This is a genomic window from Streptomyces sp. NBC_00690 (assembly GCF_036226685.1).
In the GTDB taxonomy this organism is placed as follows: domain Bacteria; phylum Actinomycetota; class Actinomycetes; order Streptomycetales; family Streptomycetaceae; genus Streptomyces.
The window spans coordinates 7929809-7943111 of the sequence record NZ_CP109009.1 but is presented as its reverse complement, the minus strand read 5'-3'; the positions used below and the strand labels follow the sequence as shown (position 1 = coordinate 7943111).

Genomic DNA, 13303 nt, shown 5'->3' with positions numbered 1-13303 from the left:
ATCAGCCCGCCCGCCCACTCCGGATAGACCTGGAGAGACCTACTGCCTAGTCAAGTTCCGCTGGTCCGTCGCGTTCCCCAGCGAAGACGAGGTTGTCGGCTCCTGGGGGGTGAAGGTGACCGGGAGGGCCCGGGGGCCGCGGAACGTCGGGGCGTAGCCCCAGTCGACCTCGCTGTTCGGGATGTCCAGGGTCAGATCCGGCAGGCGGCCGAACAAGGTGGTGATCGCGATCTCCGTCTCCAGCTTCACCAGATGGCTGCCGACGCAGGCGTGCGGGCCGTGGCCGAACGCCAGGTGCGGGCGGGCATCACGGGTGAGGTTCAGGGCGCCGGGGTCGGGGAAGCGGTTCGGGTCGTGGTTCGCCGCCGCCAGCGACAGCAGCACCACATCGCCCTTTCCCACGCGCGCGTCCCCGATCGTCATGTCCTCGCCCGCGTACCGGTACTCCGCCACGTGATCCGGCGAGTCCAGGCGCAGCAGTTCGTTGATCGCCTGGGACCAGTCGATGTCGCCGCCGAGCAGGGCAGCTCGCTGACCGGGATCGTCAAGCAGGCGCAGGATGGTGGTACCGAGCAACTGGATCGTGGTGATGTGACCTGCGCCGATCAACGTCATGACCATCACCTCCAGCTCGTCCCCGGTCAGCGCGCCCGACTCGATCAACCTCGTCGGCAGGTCGTCCCCCGGGTGCGATCGTTTGTAGGCCGCCAGCCGCCGGACGTAGTCCCACACCTCGGCCAACTTCACCTCGTCACGCGGCTGCTGGAACTTCCCGCGGTACCACATGTCCAGCACGTCGGCGGCGGGCGCACGCTCGGATTTCGGGATGCCGAGCAGGTCGTGCACGACGGCGACCGGGAGCTCCCGGGTGTACTCGGCGACGAGGTCCGCGTGCCCCCGCCCGGCGAACGAATCGACGGCGTGCGCGCAGGTCCGGGCGATGCGACCGCGCAGGCGTGACACTGCGGCGGGGGTGAACGCCGCGGCGATGAGCCGGCGCAGCCTGGCGTGTTCGGGATCGTCCAGATTGGACAGACCGGGTGGGTGCGGGTCGGGGTTGACCGGGGCGCAGTTGCCCAGACGGCGGTCCGCCAGGCAGGCGCGGACGTCGTCGTACCGGGTCACCAGCCACATCCGGCCCGGGAGGTGCGGGTCGTCGACGGGGCAGACCGGGTCGTTCTCGCGCAACCAGGCGTAGCCCGGGTACGGGTCGGCGGTCACGACGGCCGACCGGCGATCAGCAGCTTCTCCAGCGGGGACCCGGCGAGCGGCGCGACCCGGGTCTCGGTGAGCCCGGCCTCCCCCAGCCATGCCGCGAGGTCGGTGTAGCGGTGCACGCCGCCGCCGTGGCCCTGCCACAGGGTCAGGTCGAACATGCCGAGGTACCCTGCCGCGGCCGGGCCAAGACCGGCCGGTGGTTCCCGGTCGTGGTCGAGGATGGCGATGCTTCCCGTGGGGGACAGCGATTTCGCCGCGCGCTGGAACAGCTCGCGGCATTCCTCGGGCCGGTGGCCGTGCAGGACGTTGAACAGCAGCACCAGGTCGTACCCGGAACCCAGGTCGTCGGTGAGGTAGTCACCTGCCTGCGCCGTCACCCGGTCCGACGGGGCGTCTTCGCGGAGGGCCGTGATCGTCTCGGGCAGGTCGAAGACGGTGACCCGCACGTCCGGGCGGCGGCGACACAGTTCGACGGCGTGGTCGCCGTGGCCACCCCCGATGTCCAGGACGGTCGCCGCAGGAGGCAGCGCGCCGGCGATGTCATCGGCCAGGTCCACGGCGGCGCCGGCGAGCATCCGGCGCAGGCGGGCCCCGGAAGCGGGGCGCTCGCTCAGCCAGGTGTAGAAGCCGCGGCGGGGCGTGCCGGTACGGATGGTGTCCTCGATGTCGGCCCAGTGCTCGAACAGGACCTCGTGCCAGAACAGTTCGGAGTCCACCGGGCCGGGCGCCGCGGCGATCGTGACCCCGTCGTTGTCGTCGCGCCGCAGGTAGCCGAAGGTCACCAGGACGTTCACCAGGCTGCGCACCCCGGCCGGGTCACCGTCGATCGTGGTGGCCAGCTCCTCGACGGACAGCGGGCCGGCTTCCAGCGCGGTGAACACCCCGAGCCGGACACCGGCGATCATGGCGCGGTACCCGGCCGCGCCGAGCCGATCCAGTACCGGAGCAGGGACACCAGAGGATTCTTCGGGCAATGGCATGATCATCCACTTCCGGAAAGCGTGCCGACACCGGTGAGGAAGTCCAGGTGCCTGCGCAGCATTCGCTCGTTGGCCGGGGGGAACCCCACCCCCGCCTCGGCCGCAGCGGCCCAGGTGCGGGAGCAGTCGAACCGCGGGTGCGGGCGGGGGCGTTCGGGCAGGGAGAAGGCGAGCGGGGCGAAAGGCCCGGCCGGGTCGGCGAGCATCCGCTCCCGCCATCGGTCGTACGGCACCACCTCGGTCGGGTGACCGGCCGAGGTGAGGGCAGCGGCGAGGGCGGCACGGGTGAGGCCGCCGTCGCCGTGGTAGTGGTGGTCCCGGTAGAGGTGGTCCGGGGCCTGTGAGAGCGCGACGATCGCCGCGGCCACCGTGTCCACGGGCACCATGTCCAGCACCTCGGCAGTGTCCGGGACGGCGCCGGCGGCGATGCATCCGGTGAGCCAGCGGCTGAACGCGGAGCGCGGGTCGGCGGCGCCGGTGGCGGTGTCGCCGACGATGGCCGCGATGCGGTGGATCGAGACGGTCAGGCCGTGGCCGCGGGCGGCGGCGACCATGGCGTCGGCCACCCATTTGCTGAGGTCGTAGCCGCTGGTGAGGCCGCTCGGGTCGGTGGGAGCGTCCGCCTCGGTGACGATACGGCCGTCGTAGGCGTCACCGAGGAAAACGCCGAGGGTGGAGATCAGGTGCAGCGGGGCGCTGCTGTCGCCGGCCAGGCGCAGGATCGCGGCGGTGGCGTCGACGTGAGCGGTTTTGAGGGCACTGTAGGGCGCGGCGAAGTGCGGCACGGCGGCGTTGTGGTAGATCGCGTCCACGGTGGTGAGGGTGTCGTGGTCCTCTGTGGACAGACCGAGGCCGGGTGCGGACAGGTCGCCGGGGACCGGAATCACGCGGTCGGTGACCGGCAGCCGATCGATCGAGCTCTGGCGGACGAGGCAGTGGATCCGGGCGTCGGTCCGGGCCAGGAGCTGGCCAAGGAGGTGGCGGCCGAGGAAGCCGGTGGCGCCGGTGAGCAGGATCCGGCGCGGCGTGCTGGCCGAGGGGACGCGGGGTGAGCGGGGTGAGTGGACGGTGCGGAGACGGATTTCGGGTGGGGGGACGGCGTCGGCGCGCAACCGGTCGACCGTGGGCAGGTCCGCCGAGGCACCGTCATCGATGGCTGCCGCGAACGCCGCCACGGTGGAGGCGGTGAACAGGGTGCTCATCGGCACCGTGACACCGAGGCGGTCGCGGACGGCGGCGAGGACGTGGGCCGCGATGAGCGAGTGCCCGCCGATGGCGAAGAAGTCCGCGGTGCGGTCCACGTCGGACTGGTCGAGAACGGTGCCCCAGATGGCGGCGACGGCTCGCTCAGTGGCGGTCCGAGGCGGATCCGCCGGGACTGTGAGGTGGGTGGGCTTGGTGGGAGGTTCGGGGAGGGCCGTGTTGTCGACCTTGCCGTTGCTTGTGGTGGGAAGGGCGTCGAGGATGACCACGGTGTCCGGCACGAGATGCGCGGGCAGTCGGTCGGCGCAGAAGGCGCGCAGGCCGGGAACGTCCGGGACGGCAACCAGCGCGTCGGGGGCGGTCGGATCGGGTGCGTTCGGGGTAGGTGAGGTCGAGGTCGGGGCGCCGACGTAGCCGATGAGGCGGTCGCCCCTGGCCACCACCACGGCCTCCGCGACGGCCGGGTGCGCGGCAAGTACGGCCGCCACCTCCCCCGGCTCCACCCGGTTGCCGCGGATCTTGACCTGGTCGTCGGCCCGGCCGACGAAGTCGAACGTGCCGTGCGGGTACAGCCTCGCGAGGTCGCCGGTCCGGTACATGCGGGCGCCGGGGTGGGCGCCGTACGGGTCGGCGAAGAACGCCGAGGCGGTCGCGGCCGGGTTTCCCCGATACCCCCGGGCGGGCGCCATTCCTCCGATGTAGACCTCGCCGACCACACCGACGGGCACCCGGCGCAGCGTCCGGTCGAGGAGGTGGACACGGACGTTCGGCAGCGGGCGGCCGATCGGCAGTCGGGTGGGGTGCTCGCGGCCGTCGACGGTGCGATGGCTGGTCGCGCAGACGGTGGCTTCCGTCGGGCCGTAGTGGTTGTGGAGGGGAATTCCGTGCTTCGCCCACGCGCGGACAGTCGCCGCCGGGACGATGTCGCCGCCGACCATCATGATCTCCAACGGGAGGCGTTCTCCGGCGAGATCGGCCACCCAGCGCTGCCAGAGGGGAGCCGCCGTGTCCACCGCGGTCAGTCGGTGCTCGATGCAGAGCTTGAGGAGGTCCCCTCCGGTGAGGCCGCCCGGGTCGGGGTGGATGACCAGGGTGGCCCCGGCTGCGAGGACCGGGAAGATGTCGCCGAACGCGGCGTCAAAGTGCGGGGGCGGGACCATGAGGAGGCGGTGCGCGGCGGTGAGGCCGTGTTCGGCGATGAAAGCGGTGGTGAGGTTGAGGAGCGTGTCGTGCTGTACTTCGACGCCCTTGGGTTCGCCGGTGGAGCCGGAGGTGTGGACGACGTAGGCGAGTTGGGACGGGTGGATGGGCGTGGGTTCGTGGTGGCCGGTGGCGGGGAGTGTGTCGCGGGTCAGGACGGTCCGCGCGCCGCTGGCGGTGATCAGGGCCTGTTGGCGAGAGGGCGGCTGGGCGGGGTCGATAGGGACGAAGCATCCGCCGGCCTTGAGCACGCCGAGGATCGCGATGATCGCGTCGGCGCTGGACGGGATGGTGATCGCGACCGGGTCTTCGCTCCGGATGCCGGCCTCGCGCAGGTGGCGGGCGACGGCTGAGGATCTGCGGTCCAGGTCGCGGTAGGTGAGGGGAGTGGCGGCGAGGTCGAGGACGGCGGTGGCGTCAGGGGTCCGGGCGGTGCGGGCCGCGATCAGGTCCACCACGGTCGTGGCGGCCGGTCGAGTGTGGACGGCCACGCCGGTGGGCGGCATGTCCGCATCCCCGAGGGAAGCTGGATCGGACCGGGTGTCGAGGGCGGTGTGGACGGCGCTGTCTGCCGAGGACAGCAGGTCCAGTTGAGACAGGGGAAGACCGGGGTGGCGGGCCACGGCCTCCATGACCGCCAGCACCTGGTCGGCGATCCTGGCGATCGTGTCCGCCTCGTACCGGTCGGTGCGGTAGTCGATGAGGGCGGGCCAGTCGCCTTCGCGTTCCCTGATGTGGAGGGTGAGGTCGAAACGGCTGGTGGCGCGGTCGATCGGCAGCGGCGTTGTGGTCAGGCCGGTGAAGGTGACGGGGGCCGTCTCGCGGTTGAGGACCAGCATCGTCCGGAACAGGGGGTGGCCCTGCCGTGGGATGGGGACCGTGGTGAGGATGTCGGCCAGGGAGATATCGGCGTGGTCCATCGCGTCGACCACCACCCCGGTGGCGTCGGCGAGCAGGTCGCGGGGGGTGGCTCGACGGTTCGTGCGGAGCCGGAGCGGGAGGGTCGTGACGAACATGCCGATCACGTCGTCCCACCCTGCCGGGCGGGTGCTGACCGGGGCGCCGACGACCAGGTCGTCACCACCGTCCCGGGTGGAGGAGACGATGGCGAAGACGGCGAGAAGACCGGCGAAGGTGGTGGCCCGCTCGCCCCGGCACCAGGTGGCGAAGCGGCGGGCGAGCCCGGCCGGGACGGTGAACCGGTGGGTGGCACCGGCGACAGCGCCCGTGCGGCGGGGGTGAGCCGGGCCGGATTCGGGGTGCGGCGATCCGTCCGACGTGGGGGCCCAGGCCGTGTCGTACGGGTGGTCCGGCGAGGGTCCGGAGGCAGGCGGGGCGTCGCGCAGTGTTTCAGCCCAGAATTCGGTGGTTCGTTGCCGTGGACCCACGGCTGGCGGCGCGGGGATGGGTAGTCCCGGTGCGCTGGTCTTCGTACGGAGTGCGGCCCTCGGCCCCTGGACATCCATGACACCGGACCGGAGCGACGAGACCGGATCCGCGGTGGTCAGGTTCGTCAGCAGGATCGATATCGATGTGTCGTCGCAGATGATGTGGTGAGCGGTGATCGCCAGGAGATGGGTCGTGGGGGCGGTTCTGATCAGGTGCGCTCGCACCAACGGGCGCTGGGTCAGGTCGAAGGGGTGGTCGGCGTCCCGGGCGGCCAGGCGTTCGGCCTCTGGCCACGGGTCCGCGTGAGCGCTCAGGTCGGTGGCGCGCCAGGCCCTCGCCAGCAACTCGTCCCGGTAGGGCGCCGCGCTCAGCTGCGGGATGTCGTCATGGACGACGATCGCCGATCGCAGGACGGGATGACTGGCCAGGGTGTGGGCGAACCTGGCGCGCAGGTCGGCCTCATTGAGCGCACCTTCCAACCGGAACGCAGCGTGCACGACGTAGGCGCCGTTGTCCTGGCCCGCCTGGTGGATGATCCACAGTCCGTGCTGCGGGCCGGACAGCCGTCCTGGTGGAGCGGGCACCGGCCCCGATACATCTGAGTTGTCTAGGATCTCCGGAGTATCGGGATTGCTCTGGCCCGCATCGATCGCGGCGGCCAGGGCGGCGACGGTGGGGTTGCCGAACAGGGTTCTGATCGGCACCTCCACGCCAACCGACGCCTGGATCTTGGCAACGGCCTTCACTGCCGCCAGGGAATGGCCGCCGGACAGGAAGAAATCGTCGTCGCGGTTCACCGGGCGAGCCAGCAGCTGCGCGAAGATCTCCGCGATCGTGGTCTCCAGACCCGGGTGGGGATCGGGAGCGGCGGCATCCTCCGCCGGTGGGGGCAGAGCGCGTACGTTCAGCTTTCCGGAGCTGGTCAAGGGGAACGCGTCCACGGACACCATCGCCGATGGCACCAGGTAGGCGGGAAGGACACGGCTCAGCCGCTCCCGCACCCTCGGCCAGCGGGGCTGCCCTTCGATCGGGATCACATAGGCCACCAGGCGGTCACCGTCAGCGGCCACGCGGGCGTCAGCGACCTCCGGGTCCGCTCGCAGCGCTGCCTCCACCTCGGCCGGTTCCACCCGGTGACCACGCACCTTGAGCTGCGCGTCCACCCGCCCGACGAACTCCAGGACACCGCCCGGACGGCGCCGCGCCAGGTCGCCGGTCGCGTACATGCGCGCGCCGGGGACCGGCGAGAACGGGTCGGCGACGAACCTCGTCGCCGACTGGCCGGGCGCGCCGAGATAGCCGCGCGCCAGCGGGAAACCACCCAGGTACAGCTCGCCGACCACATCGTCGTCAACCGGTCGCAGGCCCGCGTTCAGCAGATACGCGGCCACGCCGTCGAGCGGGTCGCCGATGCCGAACCGGCTGCCTTGGTGCACCTGCTCGGCGGTCGACCAGATCGTCGTCTCGGTCGGGCCGTAGGTGTTCCACAGCTCGGCCCCGCCCAGTGACCCGGCCAGCTCCGGCGTCAGCACCTCCCCGATCGACACCCGGACCCGCACGCACTCCGGCACGCCCCCGGCCGCCGCCAGCACCGCCCACACCGACGGGGTGACCTGGACGACCGTGACCGCCTCGGCCATCAGACGCCGCGCCAGCGCGGGACCGTCCACCACGATCTCCGACGGTATCGCCGCCACCCGGGCGCCCACCGTCAGCGGCCCCACGAGTTCCCACACTGAGATGTCGAACGCCGGGGAGACCATGGCCGCCACCACGTCCCCGGCGCCCAGTCCCACCAACGCCGTCGACCGGGCCAGCATCCCGGCCACCGCGCGGTGCGGCACACCCACCGCCTTCGGGCGGCCGGTCGACCCGGACGTGTGGAACACGTACGCCAGTGACTCGGGGGCGATGTGGGGATCGGCGCGCTCGAACTCCTCCGGCAGGGCCGGGATCTCGGTCAGCACAACGCGGGCGGCATCGGTGACGGCCCGGCGCCTCGGCTCGGGCCACAACGGTTCCACCGGCACGTACACCGCGCCCGCCCGCCAGATCCCGAGGATGGCCACCACCAGGTCCGTGCCGCGCGGCAGGTCCACCGCGACCCACGCCTCCGGCCCGGCGCCCTTCGCCCGCAACACCGAGGCCAGCGCCGCCGAACGGCGCTCCAACTCGGCGTAGGACAACTCACCCACCGCGAGGCCGTCCGCGTCGAACCGGATCATCTCCAGCACGGTCGACGGCGCCGGAGCACCGGCCGGCCCGGCCACCGAAGCAGCCGGTACCGAAGACCCTGCCGTCAACGCCGACAACCGGCGATCGGGGTCAACACACGCACGGTCCAGCAAGGCCAACAGCCGCCCGGCGAAACCGTCGACCGTCGCACCGTCGAACAGATCCGTGTCGTGCTCGGTGACCACGGCCATCTCCGCGCCGCCGGACTCCACCATCACACTGAGGTCGACGTCGGCCGTGCCCGTGTCCGGCAGCATCCGGTCGACCCGCACGCCGGGGAACACCACCTCGGGTGGGTCCTGCATCACGAGGTGCGCCTGGCACAGCGGCGCATGGCTCGGGTCGCGGGAGGCGCCGACCGCCTCGACGATCCGGTCGAACGGGACTGCCGCGCTGCCCAGTCCCGCCGCGACCGAGCGGCGGACCCTGGCCACCAGCTCGCGGAACGTCGGATCACCGCCGATCCCCACCCGCAACGGCACCGGGTTCACGAACATTCCGACGACGCCGGCGAACTCCGGCCCCGGCCGTCCGGACCACAAGGTGGCGACCACTAGGTCGTCCTGACCCGCCGTCGTGCCCAACGTGGCGGCGTACGCGGCCTGCAGCACGACGAACCGGGTGGCGCGCGTGGTGCGGGCGAGCGCGTCGACCCTCGCGGTGAGGCCCTCGGGGACTGCGTGGCGGCGCAACTCTCCCCGGAAGGCGCGCATCCGCGGGCGGGGCCGGTCGGTGGGCAGGGTGAGCAGGTCCGGCGCACCGTCCAGATCGGACACCCGGCGCGACGGGTCGTGGTCGATGGTGTCCGGTGGCGCTCCAGGATTCGGCAGTGACCGGGCCGGGTCGGCGTACAGGGCGCTGATCTCCCCGCACAGCACCGACAGTGACGTGCCGTCGACGACCGCGTGATGCGTGTTGATCGCCAGTACGTGGTCGGTCGGTGTGATCCGACCCAGACGGATCCGGAACAACGGCCCGGTGCGTAGATCGAACGGCTCCCGTATGGCTTGCGCCGCGAACGCCTCTGCGGCTGCGGATGCGGATGCGGATGGCACCGTCTGCACCGCGACATCTGCGGCGCCCACCGGTCCCACCCGTCCGACCGGCTCGCCGTCGACCTCGTCGAATGTGGTTCGCAGCACCGGGTGCCGGGCCACCACCAGATCCGCCGCGCGCTGGAGCGCGTCCACCGACACGGGGCCGGCCAACCGGAACACCGCCGGGTTGTTGTGCAGGGGTGCGCCATCGGCGAACGCCTCAAGGAACCACAGTCGCCGAGCCCCGGCCGGGAGCGGGAACGTCATCGGTGCGCTCCCCGATCTCCGAACCGGCGTCGGTACTCCGCCAGATGCTCCGGGTCCGCCCTCAGGAACGGTGCGTCGGCGGCCACCATGTGCCGTACCGCCAGCAACGGCAGCGGACTGCGCAGCGGCCGGAAATCCGCGTTCCATAGACCGGGCGCGGACGGCGGTCCCGGGTGGAACTCACCTATCATCAGGCCGCGTTCCACGAACCCGGGCTTCAGCTCCTGCTGTGTGCGGTCTATCTCTCCTGGTGTGACGTCCGGCAGCACCACCAGGACCGTGCGGTATCTGGCCTGCGGCCCCTCACGCGGCGGCAGGTCGGGGAACCAGTCGCGGTAGGCGGTCATCACCGCCCGCAGGTCCGGCCGTCCGGGGTGTACGGCGAGGAAGAGCCCGCCCCGTTGCAGCGAGACGGCCGTGTACGGGCAAACATCGCCGCCCCGCCCCAGATCGGGGTGCGGTTGGCACAGGTAGGACCGCGCCCATTCCAGCACCACCTCTGCGGCGGCAGGCAGGTCCGGGTTCTCCGGCTCGAACAGCGCGACGTCACCCGCCGGGTGGCTCAACATCTCCCGCTCCGCTTCCGCCGTGCCGCAGCGAGCAACGTGACTGCGCCGAGCCCGAGGAGTCCACCGAGGAGGCGGTCCTGGCGACGGGCCCGGGCGAGCGCGTCGCCGTACGGGAGGCTGCTGTGGCTGATCATCGCGTACAGCGTCCGCCACCCCGGTAACAGGCGGCCGAGCGCGAAGTCGATCCGCTTGCGGGCCAGGAACACCGGTGACCGCACCTGGTCGCGCAGTTCCACGAAGTTGCGCGCGGACAACTCGGCGAGCACGTCGGTGTGCGGGCGGCGGCGGGCCTCGAACGCGGCGAGTGCGTCACCTAGGGTGTGCTCGGCGAGACACGCGTCGAGCACCGCGCAGTCCTCGAACGCGGCGTTCATCCCCTGGCCGTAGAAGGGGAACACGGCGTGCGCGGCGTCGCCGACGAGGACGACACGGTCGTGCTGCCACGGCGCGGTGCGCACCGACACCAGGCTGCCCGGCTCGTGCGCGAGGAACTGCGTGACCAGGTCCGGCACCAGATCGGTCAGGTCGCCGAACTCCTCGGCCAGGAACGCCCCGGCCCGCGCCGGGTCGCTCAGCCCCGAGAACCCGGTGTCGCCGTCGAACGGCAGGAACACGGTGCCGGTCAGCGATCCGTCCGGGTTGGGGTGTGCCACCACCAGGCCCCGACTGCCCGGCCACACGTGCAACGCCTCCGGTCGGTCGACGGCCGGGATGGTGAACTCCCGGTAGCCCCAGTCCAGGTGCGTCTGGTGGAACTCGGCGCGCACCTGACGGTGCAGGTGGCTGCGCACGGTCGAGTACGCGCCGTCCGCGCCCACGACGAGATCCGCCGAGAACGTCCGGGCCGGGGTCTGCACCTCGGTACCGGCCAGGCCGGTGACGCGGTGCCCGAACCACAACCGCACCCGGGGAACCGATTCGGCGGCGTCGAGCAGGGCGATGTTGAGGTCGTGGCGGCGGACCGAGTGCAGCACCTCGGTGTCGTCCGCGCCGTAGGGCTGGTAGGTGATCCGGCCGCCGTGGTGGACGATCCGCCCGCTCATGGGTACCGCTTTGGCCAGGGCGTCCTCAAGGAGGCCAATGTCGTGCAACGCCGCGCGCCCGCGTTCGGACAGCCCGACGCTGATCGACGCGGCTTCCGGGCCGTTCGTGCCGCGCGGGTCACCGCGCCGCTCCACCACGTCCACCCAGTGGCCACGGCGGGCCAGCCGGATCGCCAGCATGGTTCCGGCCATACCCGCCCCGACGATGACAATGTTCATGTCCGGCCCCTGGCCGAGTTCACCGAGGCCACCGGGTCCATCGTGGACAGGGCCTTGGCGAGATCAGCGAGTGTGGAGGCGTCGAAGATGGTGGCCACGGACGCGTCCACGGCCAGTTCGACCCGAATCCGGCTGACCAACGCGGTGGCCATGAGCGAGGTGCCACCGAGGGCGAAGAAGTCGTCGTCCGGCGCGACCGAATCCACCGACAGCACCTCGGCGAACAACCGGGCGAGGTCGTCGGCGAGCGCGCCCGTCGCCCGCGGCGCGGGCTCGGCGAACGCGGCCCGGTCCAGTTTCCCGTTGGGGGTCAACGGGAAGTGCCCGACCACCTCGATCATGTCCGGGACGAGGTAGGCCGGCAGCCGCTCGGCGAGGTACGCACGCAGGTCCGGCACGCTCGCCCCGCGCGGCAACACATAGCCCACCAGGTAGGCGCCGAGCGGTCCGGAGCGGGCGACGACCGCCGCCCGCGCCACCGCCGGGTGAGCGCCGAGCGCGGCCTCCACCTCGGCCGGTTCGACCCGGTGGCCGCGGATCTTCACCTGATCGTCGGCCCGGCCGAGGAACAGCAGGTCACCGTTCGGCAGCACGCGGACCAGGTCGCCGGTGCGGAACATGCGCGACCCGGGCGGGCCCCACGGGTCGGCGACGAACCGCTGCGCGGTCAGCCCGGGGCAGCCCAGATAGCCGCGGGCGACCCCGGCGCCGCCTATGTACAGTTCGCCCTCGGCGGCCGGGGCGCACATCTCGTCCAGCACCCGTAGTTCGGTGCCGGGGATCGCCGCCCCGATCGGCACCACCGGGCCGCCGGTGAGCGGCGCGCTCATGGTGGCGCACGCGGTCGTCTCCGTCGGACCGTAGGCATTGATCATCCGGCGGCCGACAGACCATCGGGCGACGAGGTCGGGGTTAAGCGCCTCCCCCGCGACGATCAGACAGGCAACCGAAGGCAGCGCCATGTCCGGCTGGGTGGCGAGCGCGCTCGGTGGCATGCACACATGGGTGACGCCGTGCTCGGCGATGAACCGGGCGAACGGTCCGCCGGGCGGAAGGCCCTCGGGCGGCGCGAGAACGAGCGTGGCCCCGGTGAGCAGCGCCATGCACAGATCGGCGACGGCCACATCGAAGCCGACCGACGCGTACTGCAACACCCGGGCACCCGGTCGGGCACCGAAGCGTTCCCGTTGCGCCGCGACGAGATGGGTGATCCCCGCATGGGGAACGACCACGCCCTTGGGCTCTCCGGTCGAGCCGGAGGTATAGATGACATAGGCGGCGCACGCCGGATCGGGCTCCGCCACCGGGGCGGCGGACACCGCCGCGGCCTCCAGCGCCCGCAGCTCCCCCGGCGTCAGCACCAGGGCGGGACGGGCGTCGGCGAGCACGGCGGCTACCCGGTCCGGCGGTTGGGCGGAGTCGACCGGCAGATACGCGGCTCCCGCGGCGAGCACGGCGACGACGGCCACCACCATGTCCGCGCCACGCGGGATCGCGACGGCGACGATGTCATCCGGCCCGACTCCACGGTCTCGCAGCGCGCCGGCCACCGCGGAAGCGCGAGCGTCGAGCTCGGCGTAGGAGAGCGTGCCGTCAGCGGCGACAACCGCGATCGACTCCGGATCCCGGGCGACCTCGCGCCGGAACATGCCCACCATCGTCTCGGCTGGTAGGGGATTCACCGTATTTAATCGCGCGTCCACTTTGGTTTCACACTCCGTGACCCACGGAAATCTATTAGGGGAACGAGGGGAACTCTGTCCCATGACACTGATCGGTGTCAACGCGAATCGGTGTCTCCGCGATGCTTACCTCGGCGCTCATCCGATGCGCCGACCACAATGGCAATTATGAGAATTTGCTCATGAAAATTCTGTGACGCAGGTCTGTTCGGCGCTACAACCTGGCCAGTATCTTGTAGCCGCTTCCCGAGACCTGATCAC

At 71.7% G+C, this 13303-nt stretch carries 6 protein-coding genes; all 6 read right to left on the bottom strand.

Going from position 1 to position 13303, the window contains the following annotated elements; translation table 11 throughout:
* Window positions 1-39: 39 nt before the first annotated feature.
* From OID54_RS34265 to OID54_RS34240, 6 genes are read right to left on the bottom strand one after another with little or no spacing between them, the layout of a single operon-like run.
* Window positions 40-1221, bottom strand: a complete 1182-nt coding sequence (locus OID54_RS34265; protein ID WP_329025990.1) for a cytochrome P450 family protein — start codon at window positions 1219-1221, stop codon at window positions 40-42.
* Window positions 1218-2198, bottom strand: a complete 981-nt coding sequence (locus OID54_RS34260; protein WP_329025987.1) for a methyltransferase — start codon at window positions 2196-2198, stop codon at window positions 1218-1220. Before OID54_RS34260 ends, OID54_RS34265 begins: the two co-directional genes overlap by 4 nt.
* Before the next feature lie 2 nt (window positions 2199-2200).
* The gene (locus OID54_RS34255) at window positions 2201-9529 is read right to left on the bottom strand and encodes a non-ribosomal peptide synthetase (protein WP_329025985.1); all 7329 of its coding nucleotides are present in this window, start codon (window positions 9527-9529) and stop codon (window positions 2201-2203) included.
* Window positions 9526-10098 carry a DUF6875 domain-containing protein gene (locus OID54_RS34250; protein WP_329025983.1) on the bottom strand — a complete coding sequence of 191 codons (573 nt, stop codon included), beginning with the start codon at window positions 10096-10098 and terminating at the stop codon, window positions 9526-9528. The genes OID54_RS34255 and OID54_RS34250 overlap by 4 nt, the downstream gene beginning before the upstream one ends.
* Window positions 10092-11360 carry an FAD-dependent oxidoreductase gene (locus OID54_RS34245; RefSeq protein WP_329025981.1) on the bottom strand — a complete coding sequence of 423 codons (1269 nt, stop codon included), beginning with the start codon at window positions 11358-11360 and terminating at the stop codon, window positions 10092-10094. The genes OID54_RS34250 and OID54_RS34245 overlap by 7 nt, the downstream gene beginning before the upstream one ends.
* On the bottom strand, window positions 11357-13018 hold the full coding sequence (locus OID54_RS34240) for a non-ribosomal peptide synthetase (protein WP_329027949.1): 1662 nt from the start codon (window positions 13016-13018) through the stop codon (window positions 11357-11359). Before OID54_RS34240 ends, OID54_RS34245 begins: the two co-directional genes overlap by 4 nt.
* Window positions 13019-13303: the final 285 nt, after the last annotated feature.

Coding starts and splice junctions, on each gene's coding strand:
- OID54_RS34240 (WP_329027949.1), bottom strand. CDS start 13,018: ATGGTGGGCATGTTCCGGCGCGAGGTCGCCCGGGATCCGGAGTCGATC.
- OID54_RS34255 (WP_329025985.1), bottom strand. CDS start 9,529: ATGACGTTCCCGCTCCCGGCCGGGGCTCGGCGACTGTGGTTCCTTGAG.
- OID54_RS34250 (WP_329025983.1), bottom strand. CDS start 10,098: ATGTTGAGCCACCCGGCGGGTGACGTCGCGCTGTTCGAGCCGGAGAAC.
- OID54_RS34245 (WP_329025981.1), bottom strand. CDS start 11,360: ATGAACATTGTCATCGTCGGGGCGGGTATGGCCGGAACCATGCTGGCG.
- OID54_RS34260 (WP_329025987.1), bottom strand. CDS start 2,198: ATGCCATTGCCCGAAGAATCCTCTGGTGTCCCTGCTCCGGTACTGGAT.